Here is a 26,252-nt window from a genome sequence, read left to right on the forward strand (position 1 = left end):
CGGGCAACGGCGAGCTTCCCCGGCTGAACAGGCATTCAGCGATCCCCCGCGCCCTGCCGCCACGATCTCTAAACACATAGTCCAAGTAGAAACGTCCGTTGCAGCTATGCCATGCTGACTTCGCGCCTGTCCCTGCTACAGTGCTGGCAAGGGTGGGAGCGCATGTGACGGCTGGAGGGCCGCAGTCCAAACGGGAGGAGTTCTATGGCGATGATCTCGCGCGCACTTGCAGTCGTTCTTCTGGCAGGCGTTTCGTTTCCGGCCGCCGCGCAGCAATTCTCGGACAACAAGGTCAAGATCGGTATCCTGAACGACCAGTCCGGCGTCTATGCCGATTTCGGTGGCAAATGGTCCTACGAGGCAGCCAAGATGGCGGTCGAGGATTTCGGCGGCAAGGTCAAGGGCGTGCCGATCGAGGTGGTCACCGCCGATCATCAGAACAAGGCCGACATCGCCTCCAACATCGCGCGCCAATGGTATGACACCGAGCAGGTGGACGCGATCATGGAACTAACCACGTCGTCGGTCGCGCTCGCCGTGCAAGGCATTTCGCAGGAAAAGAAGAAGATCGACATCGTCACCGGCGCGGCCACTTCGGATCTCACCGGCAAGTCGTGCTCGCCTTATGGCTTTCACTGGGCCTACGACACCCATGCGCTCGCCGTCGGCACCGGCGGCGCGCTGGTGCAGCAGGGCGGCGACACCTGGTTCTTCCTGACCGCCGACTACGCCTTCGGATATTCGCTCGAAGAACAGACCTCGAAATTCGTCACCTCGAAAGGCGGCAAGGTGCTGGGTTCGGTGCGCCATCCGCTGGCCACCACCGACTATTCGTCGTTCCTTTTGCAGGCGCAGTCTTCGGGCGCCAAGGTGATCGGCCTTGCCAATGCCGGCCTCGACACCGCCAACGCCATCAAGCAGGCGGCTGAGTTCGGCATCGTTGCCGGCGGCCAGCGCATGGCCGCCCTTCTGTTCACGCTCGCCGAAGTGCATGGCCTTGGCCTCGAGGCAGCGCAGGGGCTGACACTGACCGAAGGCTTCTATTGGGATCGTGACGATCAGTCCCGCGCCTGGGCGAAGAAGTTTTTCGACCGCACCGGCCGCATGCCGAACATGATCCAGGCCGGCACTTATTCGGCGGTCCTTCAATATCTGAAGGCCGTCGACAAGGCCGGCACCGACGAAACCGAAGCCGTCGCCAAGAACCTGCACGAGATGCCGGTCGAGGACGTTTTCGCGCGCGGCGGCAAGGTCGGCGCCAACGGGCGCATGATCCACGACATGTATCTGATGGAAGTGAAGAAGCCGTCGGAGAGCAAGCAGCCTTGGGACTACTATAAGGTTCTGGCCACCATTCCCGGCGACGAGGCCTACATCAAGCCGGCGGAGTCCGGGTGCCCGTTGGTGAAATAGGGTGTTCGGAGATGCGGGGACGGAGGCATCGTTGAGTACCGAACCCCAACCGAGCCCTGAACCGGCGATCCTGTCGGCGCGTGGATTGCGGCGCGATTTCGCCGGTTTTGTTGCCGTGAAGGATGTCGATCTCGACGTCCATCACGGCAAGATACATGCCCTGATCGGCCCCAACGGCGCCGGCAAGACGACCGTCTTCAACCTTCTAACCAAGTTCCTGCAGCCGACCGCGGGCACGATCACATGCGCCGGTATCGACATCACCAGGACTGCGCCGGCCAAGGTGGCGCGCATGGGCGTCGTGCGCTCGTTCCAGATATCGGCAACCTTTCCGCATCTCAGCGTGCTCGACAATGTTCGGGTGGCGCTGCAGCGGCCCAACGGACTGGCCACGCAGTTCTGGCGTTCGCTCTCCACGCTCGACCGGCTGACGCCGAGGGCGATGGAGCTTCTGCACGCAGTCGGCCTGGACAGCGCCAGACATAGGCTGGCCTCCGACCTCTCCTATGGGCGCAAGCGCGTGCTGGAGATCGCCACCACGCTGGCACTCGACCCCAAGGTGCTGCTACTCGACGAGCCGATGGCGGGCATGGGGCACGAGGATGTCGGCACGATCTCCAGGCTGGTCCGCTCGATAGCCGAGAACCGTGCCGTGCTGATGGTGGAGCATAATCTGTCCGTTGTCGCGGACATCGCCGACTGGGTGACGGTCTTGCAGCGCGGCCAGGTACTGGCGGCCGGAGACTATGACACGGTCAGCAAGGACGAGCGCGTGCGTGTCGCCTATATGGGGACCGAGCATGAATAGCGCGGGTCCGCTGCTTTCGGTGCGCGGCTTGAACGCCTGGTATGGCGAGAGCCATGCGCTGCATGGCGTCGATCTCGACATCCATCAAGGAGAGACGGTCACGCTGCTCGGCCGCAACGGCGTCGGCAAGACGACGACGCTGCGCGCCATCATGGGGCTCATCCGCAAGCGTACCGGCCAAGTGTCGTTCGCCGGCAAGGACCTGATCCGCCTGCCTTTGCACCACACCGCGCGCGCCGGCATCGGCTATGTGCCCGAGGAGCGCGGCATCTTCTCGACATTGACCGTGGACGAAAACCTGATGCTGCCCCCGGTGGTGGCCAAGGACGGCATGGGTGTCGATGAGATTTTCGAACTGTTCCCCAATCTGAAGGAGCGACGCAACAGCCCCGGCACCAAGCTCTCCGGCGGCGAGCAGCAGATGCTTGCGATCGCGCGCATCCTGCGCACCGGCGCCAGCACCATCCTGCTCGACGAGCCGACGGAGGGACTGGCGCCGGTGATCGTGCAGCGCATCGGCGAACTCCTGGCTGAATTGAAGCGCCGCGGCATGACCATCCTTCTGGTCGAGCAGAATTTCCGCTTCGCCAGCCGCATCGCCGACCGCTTCTATCTGATGGAGCACGGCAAGGTGCTGTCCGAGTTTCCGGTTGGCGACCTCGACAACCGGATGGGCGAACTGCATGACGTTTTGGGAGTCTGACCGATGATCTTCGGCATCCCCATCCAGGCCTTCGCCGGACAGTTGCTGGTCGGGCTGATCAACGGCTCGTTCTACGCCATGCTCTCGCTCGGCCTGGCCATCATCTTCGGCCTGCTGCGCGTCATCAATTTCGCGCATGGCGCGCAATATATGCTGGGCGCCTTCATCGGCTATCTGATCCTCGCCAAGCTTGGTATCGGCTACTGGCCGGCGCTGATCCTGGCACCGCTGGCGGTGGCGCTGTTCGGCGTCGTCGTCGAGCGGCTCGCCTTGTCGCGGCTCTACGATGTCGACCCGCTCTACGGCCTGCTCTTCACCTTCGGCCTGGCGCTGGTGATCGAGGGCGTGTTCCGATACGTCTACGGCGTTTCCGGCAACCCCTATCCGGTGCCGCCAGCGCTGGCCGGTGGCGTCAATCTGGGCTTCATGTTCCTGCCCATCTACCGCGGCTGGGTGGTCGTCGCCTCGCTCGTCGTATGTCTCGGCACCTGGCTCCTGGTCGAGAAAACGAAATTCGGCTCCTATCTGCGCGCCGCCACCGAGAACCCCAAGCTGGTGCAGGCTTTCGGCGTCAATGTGCCGGTGCTGCTGACGTTGACCTATGGCCTTGGCGCAGGTCTTGCCGGGCTGGCCGGCATCCTGGCTGCCCCGGTCTATCAGGTCAGCCCGCTGATGGGTTCGAACCTCATCATCATCGTCTTCGCCGTCGTGGTCGTCGGCGGCATGGGCTCGATCCTCGGCGCTATCGTCACCGGCTATATGCTCGGCCTCGCCGAAGGCCTGACCAAGGTGTTCTACCCGGAAGCCTCCAGCATCGTCATTTTCGTCATCATGGCGATCGTGCTCCTCATCCGACCCGCCGGCCTGTTTGGAAAGGATGCCTGATATGGCCGACGCAACCGCTCAGCCGCCCCAGGGCCGAACCGCGAACCACGCCGAAATGATCCTGATCGGGTTCGGCATCGTGGCGCTTCTGGCTCTGCCGTTCTTCGTCTACCCGATCTTCGTCATGAAGATGATGTGCTTTGCGCTGTTCGCCTGCGCCTTCAATCTTCTGCTCGGCTATACCGGCCTGCTTTCCTTCGGCCACGCCGCTTTCTTCGGCGGCGCCGCCTATTTCACCGCGCATGCCGTCAAGGTCTGGGGCGTTTCGCCGGAAATCGGCATTCTCATTGGCGTTGCCGGAGCCGCGCTGCTCGGCCTCGTCATCGGCTTCTTCGCCATCCGCCGTCAGGGCATCTATTTCGCCATGATCACGCTGGCGCTCTCGCAGATGTTCTATTTCTTCTGCGTCCAGGCCCGTTTCACCGGCGGCGAGGACGGCATCCAGGGCGTGCCGCGCGGAACCTTCCTCGGCATTTTCGACCTGCGCGACGAACACACCATGTATTATTTCGTCGCCGCCAATTTCCTGGTCGGCCTCTTCTTCGTCTGGCGCATCGTCAATTCGCCCTTCGGCCTGATCTTGCGGTCGATCCGCGAGAATGAAAGCCGGGCCATTTCGCTCGGCTATTCGGTGCAGAACTACAAGCTGGCCGCCTTCGTCATGTCGGCGGCGTTGGCGGGCCTCGCCGGCGCGATCAAGGCACTGGTCTTCCAGTTCGCCACGCTGACCGACGTCGCCTGGCAGATGTCCGGCGAGGTCATCCTGATGACCTTGCTGGGCGGCATCGGCACGATGGTCGGGCCGATCTTCGGCGCCGGCTTCGTGGTCGCGCTGCAGAACCTTTTGGCGACATCGGATTTCCCGGTCACCATCGCGACCGGGCTGATCTTCATGATCTGTGTCCTCATCTTCCGGCGCGGCATCGTCGGCGAGATTTATGCATGGCTGGAGCGCCGCCGCTCAACGGGGACAAACTAAGAAAGACCGAGAGCGGACGCCGCAAGCACATTTCCTGAGAGGTCAGCAGCGGCCCACCCCCGACTTACGCAAATGGTTCGGTCGGCCCCTTGCCGGGCTTCGTGAACCAGCGCGGCCCGTCCTCCGTCATGAAGATATGGTCTTCCAGCCGGATGCCGAAGCGACCGGGAACGACGATCATCGGTTCGTTCGAGAAACACATGCCCGGGCGAAGCGGCATCTCGTTGCCACGCACGATGTAGGGCTCCTCGTGGATTTCCAGCCCGAGGCCGTGCCCGGCCCGGTGCGGCAGACCCGGCAGTCGATAGTCGGGACCCAAGCCGTGACGTTGAAGCACCGCGCGCGCCGCGTCGTCGAGGCTGCGGCAAGGGGCACCAATTTGCGCGCTGTCGAAAACGGCCTGCTGCGCTTCCCGCTCGATGTGCCAGATGCGCGCGAAATCCGCGTCCGGTTCGTCGATCATGTAGCTGCGTGTCAGGTCGGAATGGTAACCCTCGATCCGCGCGCCGGTATCGACCAGGATCGGTTGTCCCTTCTCCAGCACCTGGTCGCCGTCGGCGCCGTGCGGTAGCGAGGTCGCCTCGCCGAAGGATACGATGCAGAAGGTCGAACCGCCCGATGCTCCCAACGCCCGGTGCTGTTCGTCGACAAAGCGCACCACCTCGGAGGCCCGGATACCCGGCTTCATGATCGCATGCGCGCGCCGGTGCACTTCAAGCGTGAGATCCATGGCGTATTGGATCAGCGCGATTTCCGCCGCCGACTTGCAAAGGCGCAGGTCGCGAAGGAGGCGCGTGCCGTTGGCGAGCCGCTCGGCTCCCAGGCTCTCGGCAAGCGCGTGGTAGATGAACAGCGGCAGGGCGTCGTCCAGCCCGACGCGGCCCTTGGCGCCGACGAGAGACCGCACCAGTGCCGAGGGGCTCTCTTCTTCCTCCCAGGTCGCGATGTCGCCAGCGACATGCTGCAGCGTCTCGACGCGGCTGCGCTCGAAAGCAGGCACGATGTAGGTGAGCCCGCTAGGTGTCACCAGCGCTCCCAGGAGCCGCTCGCTCTGGTGCCAGACAAGGCCGGTGAAGTAGCGGAGGCTCTCGGTCGAACCGAGCAGAACGGCGGCGAGGCCGGCAGCTTCCATGTTCTCGCGCAGTTTCTGAAGCCGCTGCTGCCTTTCGGCGACGGAAATCTGTGGCGGACGGGCTGAGAGAGGCATGTGAACTCCTGGGTCGAGGCTAAAAGGGCAATAAAATCGACGATCCCGCCGCCCCTTATGGATTGCATCAGGCGCCGGTGGCTATGTCCCGCCGACGTTCCGCCATCGGGCGGGTCTGTTCGATGAGGAAAGGCAGTGTTTCCGGCCGCACCAGTTCCTCGAGCGTATATCTGACGCGCGCATGATAGTCGTCGAGCCAACGCGTCTCTTGCGGGGTCAGTTGCGTGAGCTCAACCATGGCGAGATCGATGGGCACGAGCGTGAGCGAGGCGAAGCGGCAGAAACCCGGACCGTCAGCCACCACCTCGACCTGGTTTTCGACCCGCATGCCGAAGACGCCTTCCTTGTAGTAGCCGGGTTCGACGGTCATGATGTTGCCCGGCTCCAGCCCGTAGAGGTTCGGCCTCTTGTCAAAGCGGTGCGGATATTCGTGCAACAGCAGATTGTGGCCGACACCATGGCCGGTGCCATGATCGTAATCCAGACCGACATCCCAAAGCGCGCGCCGCGCGAAGGCGTCGATCTGGTGGCCCTGCGTCCCAGTCGGAAAGCGGACCGACATCAGCGACAGGAATCCTTTCAGCACGGCCGTGTAGGCCACCCGCATGTCGTTGCTCGGCTCGCCCAGCATCAGCGTCCGCGTCAGGTCGGTCGTCGCGGTCAGATATTGCCCGCCCGAATCGACCAGATAGGGCGCCCGGCCGTCAATCACCGCATTGGTCGACGGCTTCGCCGCATAGTGGCACATCGCGGCATTGGCGCCCGCCGCCGAGATGGTCCGGAAGCTTGGCTCGATGAAGCCCGGCCGCTCCCGGCGGAAGGCCAGCAATCGCGCCTCCGCCTCGAGTTCGGTCAACGGGCTGGCCGTCTGCCGCCTGCCCGCTTCCTGCATCACCCAGGCTAGAAAATCGGTCATCGCCACGCCGTCCTCGACATGGCAGCAGCGATAGCCTTCGAGTTCGGCTCCGGTCTTGATTGCCTTCGCCAGCGTAACCGGGCTGGTCTGGGTAATGGTACCGCCGCCGGCCTCAAGCGCGGCGCGCACCGCATGCGGCGCGAAATCCGCATCGATCACCGCCACCTTGTTCACCGAAATTTCGGCAATCCGGTCGAGGAAACGCTGCGGTGACGTCAGTGTCACGTCGGCTATTTCATAGGCGGCCAGATCATTGCCGAGCTTGCGGGCATCGACGAACCACTCCACCGTCCCATCCGCGCCAAGCGCGAGGAACGAATGCGGCACCGGGTTCATCTCGACATCGGAGCCGCGCACATTGAGCAGCCAGGCAATGTTGTCCGGCAACGTCTCGATCAGCCAATCCGCTCCCATCTCGCGCAATTTCCCGGCGATGCGCCGGCGCTTGCTGATCGAAGTCTCGCCGGATGCCGCCACGGGCATGGCGCGGATGGTCCCGAGTGGCTGCGGCGGCCGGTCATCCCATACCGCGTCGAACGGGTCGCTGCCGGTCTGAACAAGCGATGCACCGCGCTTCGTCAATGCCGCGTCCAGCCTGTCATGCAGCGTGAAGGCCGTCTTGATGCCGTCCATGCCGATGCGCCAGCCCGGTTGGGCTCTCTCTTCCAGCCATCGGTCGATGGGCTCGTCGCGCAGGTGCCGCACCTCGAAGGCATCCAGATCCACCTCGCCGCGAACCTGGACCTGGTAGCGCCCGTCGACAAAGATCAGCGCTCGCTCGCGCAGGATCAACGCGAGACCGGCCGAACCAGTGAAACCCGAGATAAAGGCCAGGCAATCGTCATGCGCGGCCGTGATTTCGCTCTGATAGGCATCGGTGCGCGGCACGATGAGCCCGTCCAGGCCGGCGTCGGCCATCCAGCTGCGCAGGCGAACGAGACGCGTCGCCGCTTCATTCATAGTCGATTTCATGGAGTGTGATTTCGTTCTTGTGTTTTATGCGGCCGCGCGCGGCCCGCCCTTGTCGCGAACCATGTCGACCAGGCGGCGAAACACCGTTCCGGCCTGCCTGATGCCGTCATGCTCGAACTCGTTGGTGATCCAGAAGTCGAGATTGCCGACATGCCGTGCCGTGTGCAGCGACAGCTCTGCATCGACGAACATGTCGTCATGGTAGATGACGGCGGAAAGCGGAATGTCGTTGGCGGCGAGACGCGCCGGGTCGTAGAGCTGGCTGTGCTGCCGGCGCTGCGCCAGTGCATCGACACCCGCTTTGAACGGCCGAAGGGCGGCGATCTCCTCGAACATCCACGGGTAGATCATCTCGCCGGTGAAAAGCAGCGGCCGCCGCCTGGCGTCGAATTCCGGGAAATCGCCGAGCAGCCTCTCAGCCGACCAGTTCGTCGCCCCTTCGCCCTGCGCATAAATCGCCTCGTGCAGGGCGGCAAACAAAGGACCGCCGCGAAAGGCGGTGAGGCCCATGACGCTCGACAGGAACCCTTCGCTCAGCCGGTCCTGTTTCGGGCCATGGAAAGCCTCGTCGACGAGCCAATGGATGTTCTCGAAGCCGGGGCCCATGCCGAGGTCGAGGCCGATCGTCTGCAGCCGCCTGACCGTCAAGCGGTCGCCGTCGGCAAGGCGCACATCATTGCTGTCGATAAAATCCGCGATGGCCGCCAGCCGCGCCGCATCCTGCGGGTAACGGCGTTGATAGGCGGCATTCTTGGCCACGACCCGCGGATAGGTCCTGCGGTAGACCTCGTCGGCGGACGGGTCGAGGCTGGGCAGCCCGCCGGCCACGTAGCATGCGGCCAGCCCTTCCGGCGCCTGGCTGAGATAGGTCATCGTCAGGAAGCCACCATAGCTCTGGCCGAGCGTTTCCCAGGGCTTGCCGCAAAAAAGCGCTTTCCTGACATGCTCGAAATCGGCGACGATCGAGTCGGCCCGGAAATGCGCGAGATAGTCGGCCGCCGCCTCGCCATCCGCGAACCGGGCCATGTCGGCCGCCTCGATCGGCGTCGAGCGCCCGGTACCACGCTGATCAGGCAGGACGACGCGGTGCGTCTTCAGCGCCTCCGCCAGCCATGCCGGCGATCCGCGTGTCGGCCGTGGCGACTTGCCTCCGGGACCGCCCTGCAAAAAGCAGAGGACCGGCAAATCCTCGGATCGGCGCGCCGGATCGACGATCTCGCGCGCGAATACCTCGATGGCGGCGCCATCGGGCTTCGACCAGTCGAGGGGAACGGCAACCACATGGTCGCGTACCAACATTCCGGGGATGGTGTATTCGGCAATGGGCATGGCTGATCTCAACGGATGCGGGGATCGAGAAGAACATAGAGCAGGTCGACGACGATGTTGGCCACCACGATGAAGACACCGCCAAGCAGCACGACGCCGATGATGATGGGGCGGTCCTGATTGTTGACCGCCTGCACCGCCAAGGCACCGACACCCTGCAGCCCGTAGACCTGTTCGATGACGATGGCGCCGCCCAGAAGCAGCGCGATATCGGCGCCCAACTGCGTGACCAGCGGCGTGAGGGCGGCCCGCATGCCATGCCGCCACACCACGGTGCGTTCGCTGGCGCCTTTCGCGCGGGCGGTGCGGATATAGTCCTCGCCCATCACCTCCAGCATTTGCCCGCGCGTCAGCCGTGCATAGACCGCAGCCATGGTCAGCGCCAGCGTCGTCCAGGGCAGCATCAGGTGCCACGCCCACAGGACAGGATCGCTTGTAAGCGCCTTGTATCCGCCAGCCGGAAAAAGCGTGAAGCCGGACTGCTTGGGCAGGAAATAAAGCAGGTAGAGCGACATCATGCCAAGCACGAAGGTCGGGAAGCTCAGCCCGATCAGGATGAAGGCCTGGCCAAGCCGGTCGCGCAGGCTGCCGGCGTTGCGCGCCGAGCTAATGCCGATCGGAATGCCGATGGCCAGCCACAGCAGGACGGCGCCGGCAACCAGCGACAGCGTCGCAGGGATACGGCGCAGGATGATCTGCGCCACCGGCTGCTGGTTGCGGTAGGAGAAGCCGAGATCGCCGGTCACCGCCTTGGCGACGAAGCTGCCATATTGCTCGATGAGGGGCCGGTCGACACCCAGGTTCTTCCGGATCAGCACGAGTTGCGCCTCGGTGGCCTTGTCGCCGGCGATCATGCGCGCCGGATCGCCCGGGGCAACGAAGAACAGAAAGAACACGAACACGCTGAGCGCCAGGAGGACGCCGGCACCGAAGAGAATGCGACGGGCGAGAAAACGGATCATTGTTTCGCCGCTCCCTTGCTTTTCCGGCGCAGCCGGCGCGCCGTACGGGCGCTTTTGGGGTCCAGCGCGTCGCGCAGTCCGTCGCCCAGGATGTTGAAGGCCAGCGTCGTCAACAGCAGCGCCGTACCCGGCACGAACACCATCCACCACGCGACGAGATAGAGCGAGTTGGAGGAAGCGTCGGCCAGCATGCCACCCCAGCTCGGCGTCGGCGGCACGATACCCATGCCGAGGAAGGACAAGGTCGCCTCGAAGACGATCGAATTGGGGATCTGCATGGTCGTGTAGACGATGATCGGCACCGACAGATTGGGCAGGATGTCGATGACCATGATCGACAGCGGGCCAGCGCCCAGCGACCGGCTCGCCTGCACGAAATCCTGCCGGGCGAGCGAAATCACCTGGCTGCGGATCACGCGTGCCATCGGTGCCCAGCTGAAGAAGACAATGACGATGACACTGAGCAGAAGGCTTGGGCCGAAGGCCGACACCAGGGCGAGCGCGCACAGCAGGAACGGCACGCTCATGACAAGGTCGGTCAGCCGGCTGAGGCAGGTGTCAACCCAGCCGCCGAAATAGCCCGCGGTCACGCCAACGATCACCGCCACGGTCGAGGCGGCCAGCGAGGCCAGCACCCCGACCAGCAGCGACACGCGCGCGCCATAGGCGAGCCGCACCAGCACGTCGCGGCCGAGCTGATCGCTGCCGAGCCAGAAATCGGCGCCCGGCCCGACCGGAATGCCCATGGGAGACAGGCCGATGTCGCGAAACTGCTCGATCGGCGAATGACCAGTCAGGGCAGCGATTGCGGGGGCTACGATCGCCAGCAGCACCACCGCGATGATGACGCCGAACGCCGCCACGCTTGCATTGTCGCGCCACAGCCGCCGCAGCGTCAGTTCCAGCGAACCGCGCTGGACGACTTCCGCTTCCGACGCAACGTTGTTCGATGCCATCTCGCTCATGACGCGACCATCCGCATTTCACGCAAGCTGCGATCGGACGCGCCCGCCAGAACCGGCGGCGCGTGCGAGGCCGCCAAAAGGGTTCGGGTGTACGGATGCCGCGGGTTGGCGAAGAGTTCTTCGGCGCCGGCCAGTTCGACGATGCGGCCGCCCTGCATGACGGCGATGCGGTCGCATACGTGCCGCACGACGGAGAGATCGTGCGAAATGAACAGATAGGTGAGGTCGAGCTCGCGCTGCAGGCGCCGCAACAGGTTCAGCACCTGCGCCTGCACCGAGACGTCGAGGGCAGAGACCGGTTCGTCGCAGATGATCAGCGACGGGTTGAGGGCCAGCGCTCTTGCAATGCCGATACGTTGCCGCTGGCCGCCGGAGAATTCCGATGGAAACCGGTTGTAGTGTTCCGGGTTGAGGCCGACGATCTCCATCAGGTGCCGTACTTTGCGTTTGCGCTCCTCGCCATGGGCTTCGCCATGCAGGCGATATGGATCGCCGATGATCGAGCCGACGCGGCGACGCGGATTGAGCGAGCCGAACGGATCCTGGAAGACGAGCTGCACGTTCCGGCGCATATCGCGCCAGCGCGCGCCATCCAGTGCGCCGATATCCTGTCCGAGCAGCTTGACCGAGCCGCCGCTCGCGCGGGTCAGCCCCGCAATGACCCGCGCCAGGGTCGACTTGCCACAACCGCTTTCGCCGACAAGCCCGACGGTCTCGCCCTTTTCGACCGTGAGGTCGATGCCCTTGAGCACATCCAAGGAACGGCGAGGCCCGAAAAAGCTGCCGACCTGATAGGTCAGGTGAACGTCCTTCACCGCCACGACCGGCTCCGCCGCCCGTCCATTCTCTTTCTTCGCGGGCGGCGATGGCGCGGCGATGGCTGGCGCGGCGCTCGCCCCCTCCTCGCGCCAGCACAGGGATTCGACCCCGTCACTGTAGACGCGCAATGGCGGCGGCTGCACGGCGCAATCCGACAACGCATCGCTGCATCGGGGGGCAAACACGCAGCCGGCCGGGGTGGCGAGCAGGCTGGGCGGCCGCCCCTTGATCGGCACCAGTTCGGAACCGGGCGAATAATTGGCGGGAGACGACCTGAGCAGGCCAGCCGTATAGGGATGCGCCGGCGAACGGAAAACCGCCGCTCCCTTGCCGTATTCCATGCGATGCCCCGCATACATGACCATCACATCGTCGGCCACGCTCGACAAGAGGCCGAGATCATGGGTGATCAGGATCACCGTCGTGCCGAGTTCCCGCCGCATGGCATCGAGCAGCGCGACGATCTGCGCCTGCACGGTCACGTCGAGCGCCGTCGTCGGCTCGTCGGCGATCACCAGCGAAGGCTTCAGGATCAGCGCCATGGCGATCATGACGCGCTGGCGCATGCCGCCGGAGAATTGATGCGGATAGTCGTCCAGGCGGTCGGCCGGAGACGGGATGCCCACCTTGCCGAGAATGTCGATGACACGCGCCCTGGCGTCGCGGCGATCGATCTTCTCGTGGAGATAAAGCGCTTCCGCGATCTGAGCGCCGATCGTGTAATAAGGATGCAGGGACGAAAGCGGATCCTGGAAGATCATGCCGATGCGCCCGCCGCGCAGCTTGCGAACCTCCTGCGGCGGCAGCCCGATCAGATCGCGTCCTTCGAACCAGGCTTGACCGCCGATATCCGCATTCGGCAGCAGGCCGACGATCGCCTGCGTGAGCACGCTCTTGCCGGAGCCGGATTCGCCGGCGATGCCGAAAAGCGAGCCCGCCTTCACCGAGAACGAGACGTTGCGCACGGCATGGATCACGCCGTCCTCGGTCGGGATGTCGACCGTCAGTCCCCTGGCTTCGAGAATAGCCACGCAATACCTCGCTCACGCCGGATGGTAAGTCGGCGCCGCGATCCGGCGCCGACCGATTTTCTCTAAGCTCAGCGTTCGAGCCAGATATTGGTCCAGTCGCCTTCGACGCCGAGCGCGTAAGGCAGGTAGTTCTTGACCGCCCCGCTGCGATAGCGCGGGTTCTTGTTGGCGATCAGCGGAACAACCGGAGCGTCCGCCATCACCATCTCATCGACCTGCGCCCACAGCTTGCCGGTCTCTTCCGGCGTGGTGGCGTTGATCGCCTGCGCCGCGATCTCATTGGCCTTGGGATTGTTGTAGTCGGTGTAGTTGTAGGTCTGGTGCGTGCCGTCGAAGGTGAACTGCGGCTGGAACACGGAACGCGCGGCACCGCCGACCCAATCCGGCGTCCAGCCAACGGGCGCGATGTCCCATTTGCCTTCCTTGGTGTTGATCGGATTGGTCATGAACTTGGAATAATAATCGGCGGCCGTGACCGGGCTGAGTTCCAGCTTGATACCGGCGCGCGCCACGCTGGCCTGGATGGTGGCGGCGGTGGTCGCCTCCATATCCTTGTTGCGATAGGGCATCTTCAGCGTGATGCCATTCGGGAAGCCGGCCTCGGCCAAAAGCTTCTTCGCCTTTTCCGGATCGCCCTTGGAATCCTGCGAGGGATAGAGGTCGAACTTGTGGTGCCCCAAGACACCGAGGCCGAAGATGCCACCGACCGGTTCGGCCACCGTCAGACCACCCCACTGCTGCGAGATTGCCACCTTGTCGACCGCATATTGCAGCGCCTGGCGAACCCTGAGGTCCTTCAGCGCGCCGTTGTTGTTGCCCGACACCGTATTGATGAACAGGAAGTTGGTGTTGCCCGCCGACATGGCGGTCAGCTTCTCGTCGCCATTGGCAACGAAGGTCGCGAGAATGGCGGTCGGAACATTGATGTCATAAGCGAGGTCGGCGTCGCCCGACTGCAGCTGCTGCATGATGGCGTCCGGCTGGAGCCCCATGGTGATCTCGATCTCGTCCACATTGGCCTTGCGCAGCGGATCGCTCTCGGCCTTCCAGGCGGGGTTGCGCACCAGCTTCAGGCTGGTGTCGGGCGTATAATCGCCGATCGTGTAGGGGCCGCTGGCGATGAAATGTGCGCGGTATTCCGGGCTGTCGGGCACATAGTCGAGCGTCTCGACCGGCACCGGCGCCGGCATCGGCAATGACAGCATATAGATGAAGTCGCCGGCGCGCTCCTTCAGCCGGATCACGACGGTATCGTCGGCCGGGGTCTCGATGCCCTTCACATCGTTCTCTTCGATGTATTTCTTCATCGCCGCCGCGGTCGGTTCGACTTTCGCGAAGCCGTCGCAGAACTCACCGAGCCCCGAGATCAGTGCTGTGAAATAGGTAAGCGTCGCCGCCTGCATATGCGGGTTGCACAAGCGCTTGAAACCGCGCTTCACGTCGGCCGAGGTGATCTGGCGCGACCCGGACGGCGCGTTCCACAGCGCACCCTGGCGCAGCTTGAACGTGTAGGTCAGGCCATTGTCGGTCGGCTGCGGCACATCCGTCGCCAGATCGCCGACAGGCTTGATCGCGATAGTCGGATCGCTCGAAGCCTCGTAGCTGATCAGCTGCCGGGAAATGGCGCGCATCAGATTGTTGGTCGGCACCATGCCCGCGAGCGCCGGGTCCATGTGGTCAGGTTCGCCGGTCGCGAGAATGCGCAGCGTCCCTCCCTTCTGCGGCTCCTGCGCCTGGACACTTCCTATCGAAAGCGTGCCGGCCAGCACCATCAAAGCCAAAAACGACGTCGAACCACCACGAATGCGCATACGCTCCTCCCATGAGCACCAGCATTGATCATTCAGTCTGTTACTCAAAAATTGAGGTTATGCAAAAGAAATTTAAGTGAAGTCGTGAAATTTCTGCAGTAAGGAAAATTTGCGTCGCGACGCCGGTGATCTGGTGCATATGTTCGAGCCGTTCATCGACATTGCGCCAGGCTCCGCCGCATAATTGCGATCGGCAACCAGCACCCGCAGAGAGTTTCCGCATGCCTACAAAACCAAAAACCAGGGAGAACGCCGTGGCGGATCAGGTCACGGGGACCTCCCTCGGAAAAAAGATCCGCAGCCGCCGCCGTGCCATCGACATGACGTTGCAACAGGTGTCGGAGCGGGTCGGATTGTCGATCGGCTTCCTCTCCCAGATCGAACGCGGCACATCGACACCGTCGCTATCGTCATTGTGCAACATCGCCGAGGCGCTGGGGACGAGCGTCGATGCCTTCGTCAACGCGACACGCCAGTCCGGAGCGGTCTCGCGGCCGGGCGAGCGTGAGCCGTTCAACCTCGGTGACGCACGGCGAACCTACGAGCTGCTCGGGCAGGGGTTCCCGGGCGCCAAACTGAACCCCTCCTTGGTGCGTCGCCCCCCCGGCCACATGTCCGAACTCATGCGCAATGAGGGTGAGGATTTTGTCTACGTCCTCGAAGGCAGCATCCTGCTCGAGGTGGATGGCGCCCGTCATATCCTGAACAAGGGGGACTCTATGCATTTTCAGTCTCACCTCCCGCACAGGTCAGCGACATTGGGCAACGAGACGACGCTTGAGCTCTGGGTCCGCACATTGCCGTTTTTCCCTTGAGGATCGCCAAGCCGGCACCGGCAGCGAAGGATTGTTTGCGCAGCCTATGATTTCTTCGGCCAGGTATCGGCCAGCTTGTAGCCCTCCGGCCATGGGTCGTCGGGGTCGAGCATGTGCTGGTGCGTGCCGGTGATCCAAGCGCGGCCGGAGATTTCCGGCAGGATCGCCGGGCGACCGCCGACTTCCGTGGTGCCGACAATGCGGCCGGTGAAGGTCGAGCCGATCACCGAAACCGCCGTCAGGCGATCCTCGAGCCCCATCTGGCCGCGGGCATGCAGCACCGCCATCCGCGCCGACAGCGCCGTGCCGGTGGGCGAACGATCGACCTTGCCGGGCTGGATCGCGACGGCCGCTCCCGCGCGCAGGCCCTCGGCCGTGCGCTCGACGGCGCCGGCGAACAGGCAGAAAGAAAAATGCTTCCAGTCGGGGTTCTCGGGATGGTGGAAACCGAGCGCGGCGTTGGCCGCATTGGTGATCTTCACGCCGAGCTTGGCAATGTCGCCCGCCTCGTCCGCCTTCAGGGCGAAACCCAGGGCCGCGGCGTCGACGATGACAAAACTGTCGCCGCCATAGGCGGTGTCGACGGTGAGCGTGCCCAGCCCTTCGACCTCCAGCCTGGCGTCCAGCCGCTCGGCAAAGCTCGGCAGGTTGCGCACATGGATGCGCTCGGCCTTGCCGTTCCGGCATTCCGCCCGCACCCGGACGAGACCGCCGGGCGCTTCCAGAGTGATTTCCGTCACCGGCTCCCGCATCGGCAGGATGCCGCTGTCGAGCAGTACCGTCGAAACGCAGATCGAGTTCGACCCCGACATCGGCGGCGTGTCCTCCGGCTCCATGATGATGAAGGCCGCATCCGCTTCCGGGTGCTTCGGCGGCACCAGCAGATTGACGTGACGGAACACACCGCCGCGCGGTTCGTTCAGGACAAAATTGCGCAAGGTCTGGTCGCGCGCGATCCAGCGGCTCTGCTCCCAGATGGTGTCGCCCGGCGGCGGCGTGACCCCACCGACGATGACGTCCCCCACCTCGCCCTCGGCATGAGCCGAGATCACATGAATTGTCTTCGTGCTACGCATCGGAACGAACTCTCCGGAAGGACCGAAACCGCTTATTTCACGACGAAGCCGTGGGCGAAGGGGTCGCGATCGTCGATGAAGATGGTGTTGATACCGGTCTGCCGCGCCCAGCCGGCGACGGAGGGAATGATCGCCTCCCGGTCGGCCACCTTCGTCGCCGCTTCCACCTTGCCCTTGAACAGCGAGCCTATGATCGATTCATGGACGAATTCGTCGCCGACCTTGAGCTTGCCCTTGGCGGCGAGCTGCGCCATGCGCGCCGAAGTGCCGGTGCCGCAGGGCGAACGGTCGATAGCCTTCTCGCCATAGAACACGGCGTTGCGGGCATGCGCCTCGGCTTTCGTCGGCTTGCCGGTCCACAGGATGTGGCTGAGGCCTTGTATTTCCGGGTGCTCCGGATGGACGAACTGATATTTTGCGTTGAGCGCGGCGCGCAGCTTCGGGCTCCAACCCACCAGTTCGCCGGCGGTATGGTCGGCCATGTCACGGAAATTCTTTTGCGGCTCGACGATGGCGTAGAAATTGCCGCCATAAGCGACGTCAACGACGATCTCGCCAAGGCCCTCGACCTCTGCGGTCAGGCCCTCGGCATAGAGGAAGCCCGGAACATTGGTCAGCCGCACTTCCTCGACGAAGCGGCCCTCCTGGCGATAGGTGATGTCGACCTTGCCGGCCGGCGCGTCGATCGACAGTTTGCCCGGCTCGCGCGGCGTGATCAGACCGTTTTCAATTCCCATGGTGATGGTGCCGATGGTGCCGTGGCCGCACATCGGCAGGCAACCCGACGTCTCGATGAACAGCACCGCCACATCGCAATCCGGGCGCGTCGGCGGATAGAGGATCGAGCCTGACATCATGTCGTGGCCGCGCGGCTCGAACATCAGGCCGGTGCGGATCCAGTCGAACTCACGCAGGAAGTGCGCGCGCTTTTCCAGCATGGTCGCGCCTTCCAGGCGCGGGCCGCCGCCCGAAACGAGGCGGACGGGATTTCCGCAGGTGTGTCCGTCGATGCACGAGAATGTGTGGTTGGCCATGGCCGGGACCTTTGTCAGAATCTTTGAGGCGAGAAGGGTGCGATGTCGATGGCGGGCGCCTTGCCGGTCAACAGATCGGCGACGATCCGGGCAGTGCCCGCCGATTGGGTCAGGCCGAGATGGCCGTGGCCGAATGCATGGACGACGCGCGGCGTGGCACGCGCATAACCGATGGCCGGCAGGCTGTCCGGCAGCGACGGACGGAAGCCCATCCATTGCACCCCGCCGCCCGGCTTGAGGCCAGGCAAGAAAGCCTGCGCCTTTTTCAGCATGGCCTCTGACCGGCGGAAGTTCGGCGCGCGCTGCAGCCCGCCGAGTTCGACCGCCCCGCCGACGCGGATGCCGGTCGAAAGACGGGTGACGACGAAGCCGTGCCCGCCGAAGGTCACCTGGGTGCGCAGGTCAAAGGCGTCGGCAGGCAGCGTGGTGTTGTAGCCACGCTCGGTCTCCAGTGGAATATTCTCTCCAATGGTCCGCGCGATCCGCTGCGAGAAGGCGCCGGCCGCCAGCACCACCTTGGCGGCACGCCGCATGCCGCCATCAGCGGTAACAACCTCGACCCCGTCCTCAAGCGAACGCAGTGCCGTCACCTCGGCGCGTTCGATCACGCCGCCCGCCGCATGAAAGTGCGCGGCCAGCGCCAGCGTGTAGAGCCGGGGATCGGAAATCGAAAACCATCCGGGCGTAAAAGTGCCGTGGGTGAAGCGGGGAGCGAGGCCGGGCTGGATTTCGGCCATGCCGGCCGCGTCGAGATGACGAAACTCTATCCCATGCTCTGCGCGCGCCTGCCAGCCGGGCAGCGAGGCCTTGAGTTCCGCCTCGCCTTCATAAACCTGCAGATTGCCGTCCTTGCGCAGCATCGGCATCGTGCCGGTCTGCCGCAGGAACGGCTCAAGCTCGGCCTTCGACAAATCCATCAGTGCCGTTTGCGCCGTCGTCGAATGGGCAACGCGCGTTGGCGAACAGGCTCGCCAGAAACGGAACATCCACGGCGCGATCTGAAGCGCATAGCCGGGCGGCACCGACAGCGGACCGAGCGGATCGAGCAGCCATTTCGGCGCTTTCTTCAGGATACCCGGCGATGCCAGCGGCAGGATGTCGGTGAAGGCGAATGCGCCGGCATTGCCGGCGGAAGCGCCGGCGGCCGGGCCTTCGCGGTCCAGCACCGTGACCGAGAGCCCGCGTGCCTGCGCGACAATCGCCGCCGAGAGCCCGACGACCCCCGCTCCGATGATTATGACGCCGGCTTCGGCCATCAGCGCATGTCCGCCAGGAATTTCCGCATTCTCACATACCCTCTCTGCATGGGTCTGCCCGCTGACGGCAATGCACTATTCCGCGTCGCCGCCTACAAATCAATTCAAAAATACAAACAGTATACAAAAAATATTTGAATACCGATTTCGGCGACGATTGCCCGGCCGCCCCGCGCGGAAACCCTGCGCGGAGCGGAGCGGCCCGATCAGCCGAGGAAATCCTCGGGCAACAGCTCTTCTGGCATGTTCTGATAGGACACCGGGCGCAGGAACCGGCGGATCGACATGGTGCCGACACTGGTCGCGCCGAAATTGGTCGAGGCCGGATAAGGCCCGCCATGCACCATGGAATCGACCACTTCCACGCCGGTCGGGAAGCCGTTGACCAGCACGCGACCGGCCTTGCGCTCCAGCACCGGGCGCAGGCGTCGTGCGGCGTCGAGATCGCCGGCATCCATGTGGATGGTCGCGGTCAATTGGCCGTCAAAGCCGCGCGCGATCTGTTCCATCTCGTCCAGCGAACCGACCCGCACCACCAGGCCGAGCGGCCCGAAAACTTCCTCGCCCAGCGCGTGGTCGGAGACGAAGCGCGCACCCGTCGTCTCGAACAGATTGGGGGTGGCCGAGCGGCCCGAGGATTGCGTCATCAGCAGCGGCTTCAGCGTATTGCGCGTTGAAAACCGCTCCGTGCCGTCATGATAGGCCTTGGCGATGCCGTCGGTCAGCATGGTCTGCGGACCGACCTTGGCGAGTGCCTCGACCGCCGCGCCGGCGAAACGGTCGGCATCAGCGCCGTCGATCACCACCGCGATGCCGGGATTGGTGCAGAACTGGCCGGCGCCCATCGTCAGCGACCCTGCCCAGCCCTGCCCTAGCGCTTCGGCGCGTGCCTTGAGCGCTTCCGGCAACATCATCATCGGGTTGACCGAGCCGAGCTCGCCAAAGAACGGGATCGGCTCCGGACGTTGTGCGCACAGGTCGAACAGAGCGCGGCCGCCGGCAAGCGAACCGGTGAAACCCACGGCCTTGATCAGCGGATGCTGCACCAGCGCATGGCCGACCTCGCGGCTGCCGCCCTGGATCAGCGAAAACACGCCCGGATGCACACCGGTTTTGGCAATCGCCGCCTCGATGGCCTGCGCGACGATCTCGCCGGTGCCGGGATGCGCCGAATGCCCCTTCACCACCACGGGGCAGCCTGCGGCGAGCGCCGCCGCAGTATCGCCACCGGCGGTCGAAAAGGCGAGCGGGAAGTTCGAGGCGCCGAACACGGCCACCGGGCCGATCGGCCGCTGGATCAGCCTGATTTCCGGACGCGGCGCCGGCTGGCGAGCAGGCATCGCCGCGTCCTGGCGACGGTCGAGATAATCGCCCTTCTCGATATAGTCGGCAAACAGCCGGAGCTGGCCGGTGGTGCGGTCGCGTTCGCCTTGCAGGCGCGCTTCGGGCAAGCCGGTCTCCTGGCTGCCGATCTCGGTGATCTCGGCGGCACGGGCTTCGATCTCGTCGGCGATGGCGCGCAGGAATGCGGCGCGTTCCTTGCGCGAGGCGTAGCCATAACTCCAGAAGGCATCCTCGGCGGCTTCGCAGGCGCGGTTGACCAGTTCGGTCGAACCGGCGGCAAAGTCATGCGCGGGGCCATGAGCCGGAGTGCTGGCGAAGGTGCCCACTCCATCCAGCCATGCGCCCGCGACAAGGTGCTTTCCCTTCGGAGTGAAGCTCATCTACCGATTCCTTTCAAATAAACGGAGGTACAGGCAGCAACGCAGCAGCCAACCAGTTTGCGCCATGCCTTTGCGACACACGCCAATGCCGGCGTCGAAAGCATCGCGCCCGGCCTTGCCGAAATCAACCAGCAAGCCTTCTGAAACGAAAAGCCGCCGCTACCTGGAAACGGCGACCGCCGCCGCAGCGCTCACAATTGCGCGTCGGCCAGGAAAAAGCCCGCGAAACGCGAGCTTTTTCGTCGTTCGGCAAATCCGGGATCAGCCCTTGTACTTCTGCACAGCGCCGGGGAGCTTGCTCCATTCGCCATACCAGCTGTTGAACAGCTTGAACTGCGCCTCGCAATAGCCGCGCTGGCTGTCGGTCAGGGCGTCGGTCTCGTTGAAGTGGAGCGTGTATTCCTTGTCACCCTTCAGCACCATCATGTGCTTGAAGTAGAGGACGAGGTCCGGGCCTTCGTCGAAGGACGACAGCACGGCCAGCGCCTGCTCCAGTTCCAGCGCCCGCTGGCGCGCATCGACCTCGCCGGCGGCGGCGGCCTGTGACAGGTTGCAGAGATGGATCACTTCCTTCGGCAGCACATTGCCGATGCCGGTGATGGCACCCGTCGCGCCGCAATTGACGAAACCGTGGAAGACGGCCGTGTCGACGCCGATCATCAGCGACACGCCATCGTCGCGGCTGGTGATGTTCTCGGCCGCATAACGCATGTCGGCATTACCGCCGAATTCCTTGAAGCCGACGAGGTTCTTATGTTCAGCGCGCAGCGCGAAGAACAGGTCGGCGCGGGTGGCGAAACCGTAATAGGGGCTGTTGTAGATGACAGCCGGCAGATCGGGGGCCGCCGACAGGATCGCCTTGAAATGCGCCTTCTGGGCAGTCAGCGACGGACCGCGCGACAGCACGCGCGGGATGACCATCAGGCCGTGGGCGCCGACCTTCTGGGCATGCGCAGCATGGGCAACCGCCGAGGCGCTGTTGATGGCGCCGGTGCCGACGATGACCGGCACGCCGGCCTTCACCAGGCGCTCCACGCCCTCCATGCGCTCTGCGTCGGTCAGCAGCGGCCAGTCGCCCATGGAGCCGCAATAGACGACCGCCGACATGCCCTGCGCGATCAGTTCCTTGCCCTTGCGCACCAGCGCATCGAAATCGGGGCTGCGGTCTGCCTTGCACGGGGTCATCAGCGCGGGGATTACGCCGGAGAAAATCTTGGCCTTCATGTCAAACTCCTCTGGGCTTGTCGGGTCGGGGCGGATCGCGACGCCATGGCGCGGCTCACGCTCTCGACACTCAATATACACGTTGCATTTTATTTGTCGACAAGAAATCGACAAATGGTCAGAGCGCTATGTCCAGCCGCTCGCCACGGGTGAAAAGCTTCTGGATCTGATGCACGATCTGCTCGCCATGCGCCTTGCCCAGACGATCCGCTGCCTCGACGTCGCGGGCGGCGATGACGGCGATCATGTCCTCGTGCTCGTCGACGAAACGCTGCGGCAGGCGGTCGTCATAGGACTGGTAATAGAGTCTGAGGATGCGCCGCCCCTCATCGAGCAGCCGGTTGAACAGGCTGGTGAAGTAAGGATTGCGCCCGGCCTCCGAAATCGCCGAATGCAGCGCCGCATTGGTGGCGATCATCGCCAGCGCGTCCTGCGCCTCAACGGCGGCGGCGAATTCGACCTGCAGCGCGCGGATCGTCTCAAGGTCTTCGGCCCGGTGATGCTCGGCCGCCAGCCGCGTGGTGACGCGGTACATCAGCACCAGCGCGTCGAAATAGGTGTGCATGTTCAGGAAGTCGATGTTCGACACCATGGTCGAGCGGTTGGGCAGCGTGTCGATCAGCCCCTCTCCCGACAGCCGCACCAGCGCCTCGCGGATCGGCGTACGCGACATCTTGAAACGCTCGGCCAATTGCACTTCGTCGATCGGGCTTCCCGGCGGCAGCACCAGATCGAGGATCTCGTCGCGCAAAAGGTCGTAGACCATTTTGACGCCGGAGCCGCGCTTGCGCTCGGGGGCGGAATTGGAGTCGGCATCGGTCATCTGGCAATCCTCTTGTCGACAAGAGAAATACGTCCCGTCGCCAGATGGATCAACAAGTTCCGGAGTTATCCCCGCCATCCGGATGCGGGACACAGCGATATCCCGCCGACGGACCGTCGGCACGCAGGAGGCTGGGCTAGAGAATGCGAGGCCGGAACGGTTATTCCGGCGACCCGTCGACCAGTCGTTCCAGCCGCTCGATCCAGAACGGGCTGTTGGTGGCGACCATGTCGTAGCCGAAGCGACGCGATTTCTTGATCGCCGCAAGCTGCGTCGGCGAAGTGATTTCCTGGCGCCGGCCCCGGCCCAGCCAGAAGACGCGCAGCTTCAGCACGTCCAGCGCATGGCGCGTGGTGGCGTGATCGAGATCGGACCCATGATCCTCGTAGACGAAGACGGTATCGCCGGCGAGCAGCCGCGCCGCGCCGGAAAAAGCCGCGATCTCCACGCCCTCGACGTCGAGCTTGACGATGAACTTGTCCAGCCCCGCGAACTGCGGCAGCGCCGCGATATCGTCGAGGCTGATCGTGTCGCATTCGAGGATCGGCCTGGAGCCGTCGGCGGGATCGACCGTCGTACGCGCTTCGTGCTTGGCGCCGAAAATGCGCACATGCTGACCGCTGGTTGCGCCGATCGCCCTGTTGAGCACGCTGAACCGGCTGTCGTTCAGGACCCGGTTGTCTTCCAGCACCCTGAACGTGTCCGGCGCCGCCTCCACCGCGACCGCTGCCTTGCCGCCGGCCTCGGGACCGCTCGCCAGGATCGACCAGTAGCCATAATTGGCACCGCCGTCGACGAAGCCGTAGTCGATGTCGCGCGCCGCCTCCAGGAGCACGACGGTGGAGTGCTCGTAGGAGTACCCCGGCAGCAGCAGGATCGACCAATAGGCATCGCAATAAGGAACACGCATCAGCGCCCCGGGCGCCAGGCTGAAAATCATCGGCCGGCGACTGGGCAGCAGCGTGCGCACCGTGCGCGCCACGTAGGAAAAGCCAAACTGGCGCAGGGGCATGAGCACCCGCATCGCCAGCCGCAGCGTGGTCAGCGCTATGCCCTCGCGCAGGCCGGCGCCGCTGATGCGCCCGCTTCGCGCGTCGATGACGATGTCTTTTGCAGAAGGCTTCAGCATGCGCGGTTCAATATCCGAGATCGCCTCCAAATACGATGTCATCTGCCCACCCCAAGGCTTTCCCTGAACGCAGCCCTTGCCACCCTTCGCCCATAAACCATGTTTGCCGCCGTTTCGCTCGGAAACCAATCATTAACCTTACCGGCTGGGCCTGACGGCGCTTAAGCCTCGAAAATTGCCTGCCGTTACAGACCGGGCACCCCGCGCACGCGCGCTCTGGAGCGCTGACATGAGATGAAAATTCTCATCTCCCCCGCACGCATCGCGGTCGCTTGACAATCGAATTTTTCTTCCTATTTTACCGATTAGCTAATTAGCCAATCGGAAAAATAATGGACCAACTCAGCCTCGCCTTCCATGCGCTCGCCGATCCGACACGCAGGGCCATCCTGATGCGGTTGGCCAAGAGCGATGCCACCGTCAACGAATTGGCGGAGCCGTTCGACCTTCGGCTGCCGACCATCTCGAAGCACCTGAAAGTGCTTCAGCAGGCCTCGCTGGTTTCGCAGACCCGCGAGGCGCAGCGCCGCCACTGTCACCTTGAGAGTGGGGCGCTGAAAGAAGTCGCCGAGTGGGTATGGAATTGCCGCACCCACTGGGAAGCAAGCTTCGATCGCCTCGACGCTTTCCTGAACGACATCGAAGCGGCGACCAAGGCCAGCAAGAATTAGCGCCGGCACCGGTCGAACTAACTCAACCTATTGTTTTTATTTGTGAGTGGAGAAGTAATCATGTCCAAAACCACCTTTACCGCCGAGCCGGGCAAGCAGGAAATTGTCCTGACGCGAACATTCAACGCGCCGCGCGAGCGTATCTTTGCCGTTTTCACCGACCCGCAAGCGATCCCGAACTGGTGGGGTCCCGCCTGGCTGACGACGACGATCGACAAGTTCGAACCGAGGCAGGGCGGCATCTGGCGTTTCGTGCAGCGCGACAAGCAAGGCAACGAATACGGCTTCCATGGCGTGCATCATGAAGCCACCGCCCCTTCGCGCATCGTGCGCACCTTCGAATTCGAGGGCATGCCCGGCCATGTGCTGCTCGAGACCGTCACCTTCGAGGAAGTCGGCGGCAGCACCAGGGTCGTGGCGCAGTCGGTATTCCAGTCGGTCGAAGCGCGCGACGGCATGGTGCAGTCAGGAGCCGAAGCCGGCGCGGTCGAGAGCTGGGATCGCTTGGAAGCCCTGCTTTCAGCCTGATCGCATTGCAAAACCTGAATGGGAAAAACCGCCGGCCACTCCGGCGGTTTTTTCTTTGCCGGCGGCGAATGCTCTCCAGGCCCCGGCTGATCGCAGAGGCCTGCGAAGCCAGAAGTGCCCGCGCGGCCTGGCCCTCGCGAACGCTTGACAGTTCCGTTGAAAACCTGCGATGAAACGTTTCATCGTGCCTGGGAGGAAACGGCGCGATGACAAAGTGGAGGAAGTTATGAAGTTCGGAAAGATTATCGCCGCCGGCGTTCTGGCGGCCTCTCTAGCCATGCCCGCAGCCAGCTTCGCCGCCGACAAGCCCGTGGTTGGCCTGGTCATGAAATCGCTCGCCAACGAGTTCTTCAAGAACATGCTGGAAGGCGCCAAGGCCCATGAAGCCAAGCGTGGCGACTACAAGCTGAAGGCCGTCGGCATGCAGTCCGAGACCGACATCGAGACCCAGATCAACGCCGTCGAAAGCTTCATCACCGAAAAGGTCAACGCCATCGTCATCGCGCCGGCCGATTCCCGCGCGCTGGTGCCGCCGCTGAAGCGGGCCATGGAAGCCGGCATCACCGTCGTCAACTTCGACGTGGCGCTGGACGAAAAGGCCAAGAAAGAGGCCGGCGTCGAACTCGCCTTCGTCGGCCCGGACAACCGCGCCGGCGCCAAGATGGCCGGCGAAGCGCTGGCCAAGAAGCTCGGCGAAGGCGGCAAGGTCGTCATCATCGAGGGCAATCCCGGCGCCGACAACGCCGCTCAGCGCAAGCTCGGCTTCGAGGACGCGATCAAGGACGGCAAGCTGAAGCTGCTCGATTCCCGTACCGCCCATTGGGAGACGGAAGAAGCGAACTCCGTCTTCGCCAACATGCTCACCGCCCATCCCGATATCCAGGGCGTGATGGCGGCCAACGATTCCATGGCAGTCGGCGTCGTCAAGGCGATCGAGGCCGCCGGCAAGACCGGCAAGATCGAAGTCATCGGCTTCGACAACATCCCGGCCGTGCAGCCGCTGCTCAAGGAAAAGAAGATGCTGGCCACGGTCGACCAGTTCGGCCAGCAGATGGCGGCCAACGCCATCGACAAGGCGCTCGGCGTTCTGGCCGTCGGCGCCCCGCTCAAGGGCTGGGTCAAGACCGACATCAAGCTCGTCACCTCGGACGACGTGAAGTAACCTCACGATC

The 26,252-nt window shown here is 64.0% G+C and carries 23 protein-coding genes; 9 read left to right on the forward strand and 14 right to left on the reverse strand.

Translation table 11 applies throughout. From position 1 onward, the window contains the following. Positions 1-210 precede the first annotated feature (210 nt). From QFZ88_RS09620 to QFZ88_RS09640, 5 genes are read left to right on the forward strand one after another with little or no spacing between them, the layout of a single operon-like run. Positions 211-1,413 (forward strand): ABC transporter substrate-binding protein, encoded by a 1,203-nt coding sequence (locus tag QFZ88_RS09620; protein ID WP_024926637.1) that lies wholly within the window; start codon positions 211-213, stop codon positions 1,411-1,413. A gap of 31 nt (positions 1,414-1,444) precedes the next feature. After that, positions 1,445-2,221, forward strand: coding sequence for an ABC transporter ATP-binding protein (locus QFZ88_RS09625; protein WP_051504802.1), 777 nt, complete (start codon positions 1,445-1,447; stop codon positions 2,219-2,221). After that, complete coding sequence (locus QFZ88_RS09630; RefSeq protein WP_024926635.1) at positions 2,214-2,924, forward strand: ABC transporter ATP-binding protein; 711 nt, start codon at positions 2,214-2,216, stop codon at positions 2,922-2,924. The genes QFZ88_RS09625 and QFZ88_RS09630 overlap by 8 nt, the downstream gene beginning before the upstream one ends. A gap of 3 nt (positions 2,925-2,927) precedes the next feature. Beyond that, positions 2,928-3,809 carry a branched-chain amino acid ABC transporter permease gene (locus QFZ88_RS09635; RefSeq protein WP_024926634.1) on the forward strand — a complete coding sequence of 294 codons (882 nt, stop codon included), beginning with the start codon at positions 2,928-2,930 and terminating at the stop codon, positions 3,807-3,809. A 1-nt stretch (position 3,810) separates the two neighbouring features. Next, a complete protein-coding gene (locus tag QFZ88_RS09640) occupies positions 3,811-4,788 on the forward strand; it encodes a branched-chain amino acid ABC transporter permease (RefSeq protein ID WP_024926633.1) in 978 nt (325 codons plus the stop codon). Positions 4,789-4,852: 64 nt separating this feature from the next. Here the strand turns inward: QFZ88_RS09640 and QFZ88_RS09645 are convergent, their stop codons facing one another. From QFZ88_RS09645 to QFZ88_RS09675, 7 genes are all read right to left on the reverse strand, one after another. Continuing rightward, a complete protein-coding gene (locus tag QFZ88_RS09645) occupies positions 4,853-5,995 on the reverse strand; it encodes a M24 family metallopeptidase (RefSeq protein ID WP_024926632.1) in 1,143 nt (380 codons plus the stop codon). 67 nt (positions 5,996-6,062) lie between these two features. After that, entirely contained in the window at positions 6,063-7,883 is a 1,821-nt protein-coding gene (locus QFZ88_RS09650) for an aminopeptidase P family protein (protein ID WP_204367425.1), read from the reverse strand. Between the two features lie 24 nt (positions 7,884-7,907). Next, complete coding sequence (locus QFZ88_RS09655) at positions 7,908-9,212, reverse strand: alpha/beta fold hydrolase (protein WP_024926630.1); 1,305 nt, start codon at positions 9,210-9,212, stop codon at positions 7,908-7,910. A gap of 8 nt (positions 9,213-9,220) precedes the next feature. Beyond that, positions 9,221-10,174 carry an ABC transporter permease gene (locus tag QFZ88_RS09660; protein ID WP_024926629.1) on the reverse strand — a complete coding sequence of 318 codons (954 nt, stop codon included), beginning with the start codon at positions 10,172-10,174 and terminating at the stop codon, positions 9,221-9,223. Beyond that, entirely contained in the window at positions 10,171-11,139 is a 969-nt protein-coding gene (locus QFZ88_RS09665) for an ABC transporter permease (protein WP_024926628.1), read from the reverse strand. The genes QFZ88_RS09660 and QFZ88_RS09665 overlap by 4 nt, the downstream gene beginning before the upstream one ends. Next, on the reverse strand, positions 11,136-12,989 hold the full coding sequence (locus QFZ88_RS09670) for an ABC transporter ATP-binding protein (protein WP_024926627.1): 1,854 nt from the start codon (positions 12,987-12,989) through the stop codon (positions 11,136-11,138). Before QFZ88_RS09670 ends, QFZ88_RS09665 begins: the two co-directional genes overlap by 4 nt. Positions 12,990-13,057: 68 nt before the next feature. Beyond that, positions 13,058-14,800, reverse strand: coding sequence for an ABC transporter substrate-binding protein (locus tag QFZ88_RS09675; RefSeq protein WP_024926626.1), 1,743 nt, complete (start codon positions 14,798-14,800; stop codon positions 13,058-13,060). 254 nt (positions 14,801-15,054) lie between these two features. Here QFZ88_RS09675 and QFZ88_RS09680 point away from each other — a divergent pair, with 254 nt between their 5' ends. Further along, a complete protein-coding gene (locus QFZ88_RS09680; protein WP_024926625.1) occupies positions 15,055-15,615 on the forward strand; it encodes a helix-turn-helix domain-containing protein in 561 nt (186 codons plus the stop codon). 44 nt (positions 15,616-15,659) lie between these two features. Here QFZ88_RS09680 and QFZ88_RS09685 read toward each other — a convergent pair whose 3' ends face one another. From QFZ88_RS09685 to QFZ88_RS09715, 7 genes are all read right to left on the reverse strand, one after another. Then, entirely contained in the window at positions 15,660-16,691 is a 1,032-nt protein-coding gene (locus QFZ88_RS09685; RefSeq protein ID WP_024926624.1) for a trans-3-hydroxy-L-proline dehydratase, read from the reverse strand. Positions 16,692-16,723: 32 nt separating this feature from the next. Next, on the reverse strand, positions 16,724-17,725 hold the full coding sequence (locus tag QFZ88_RS09690) for a 4-hydroxyproline epimerase (protein WP_024926623.1): 1,002 nt from the start codon (positions 17,723-17,725) through the stop codon (positions 16,724-16,726). 14 nt (positions 17,726-17,739) lie between these two features. Then, the gene (locus QFZ88_RS09695; protein ID WP_275040851.1) at positions 17,740-18,984 is read right to left on the reverse strand and encodes an NAD(P)/FAD-dependent oxidoreductase; all 1,245 of its coding nucleotides are present in this window, start codon (positions 18,982-18,984) and stop codon (positions 17,740-17,742) included. Positions 18,985-19,187: 203 nt separating this feature from the next. Further along, on the reverse strand, positions 19,188-20,705 hold the full coding sequence (locus QFZ88_RS09700; RefSeq protein WP_024927250.1) for an aldehyde dehydrogenase (NADP(+)): 1,518 nt from the start codon (positions 20,703-20,705) through the stop codon (positions 19,188-19,190). Positions 20,706-20,966: 261 nt separating this feature from the next. After that, positions 20,967-21,929: a dihydrodipicolinate synthase family protein gene (locus QFZ88_RS09705; protein WP_024923931.1), complete on the reverse strand. Its 963-nt coding sequence runs from the start codon at positions 21,927-21,929 to the stop codon at positions 20,967-20,969. 118 nt (positions 21,930-22,047) lie between these two features. Next, a complete protein-coding gene (locus tag QFZ88_RS09710) occupies positions 22,048-22,752 on the reverse strand; it encodes a GntR family transcriptional regulator (RefSeq protein WP_024923932.1) in 705 nt (234 codons plus the stop codon). Between the two features lie 160 nt (positions 22,753-22,912). Continuing rightward, positions 22,913-23,923 carry an FkbM family methyltransferase gene (locus QFZ88_RS09715; RefSeq protein WP_024923933.1) on the reverse strand — a complete coding sequence of 337 codons (1,011 nt, stop codon included), beginning with the start codon at positions 23,921-23,923 and terminating at the stop codon, positions 22,913-22,915. Positions 23,924-24,213: 290 nt separating this feature from the next. Here QFZ88_RS09715 and QFZ88_RS09720 point away from each other — a divergent pair, with 290 nt between their 5' ends. The 3 genes from QFZ88_RS09720 to QFZ88_RS09730 all read left to right on the forward strand — a co-directional run bounded on the left by QFZ88_RS09720 (position 24,214) and on the right by QFZ88_RS09730 (position 26,242). Next, positions 24,214-24,552, forward strand: a complete 339-nt coding sequence (locus QFZ88_RS09720) for an ArsR/SmtB family transcription factor (protein WP_024923934.1) — start codon at positions 24,214-24,216, stop codon at positions 24,550-24,552. Positions 24,553-24,612: 60 nt separating this feature from the next. Next, the gene (locus QFZ88_RS09725) at positions 24,613-25,080 is read left to right on the forward strand and encodes an SRPBCC family protein (protein ID WP_024923935.1); all 468 of its coding nucleotides are present in this window, start codon (positions 24,613-24,615) and stop codon (positions 25,078-25,080) included. Between the two features lie 277 nt (positions 25,081-25,357). Beyond that, positions 25,358-26,242 (forward strand): sugar ABC transporter substrate-binding protein, encoded by an 885-nt coding sequence (locus QFZ88_RS09730; RefSeq protein WP_373426402.1) that lies wholly within the window; start codon positions 25,358-25,360, stop codon positions 26,240-26,242. Positions 26,243-26,252: the final 10 nt, after the last annotated feature.

This window comes from Mesorhizobium sp. YL-MeA3-2017 (assembly GCF_030814575.1).
GTDB lineage: Bacteria > Pseudomonadota > Alphaproteobacteria > Rhizobiales > Rhizobiaceae > Mesorhizobium > Mesorhizobium terrae.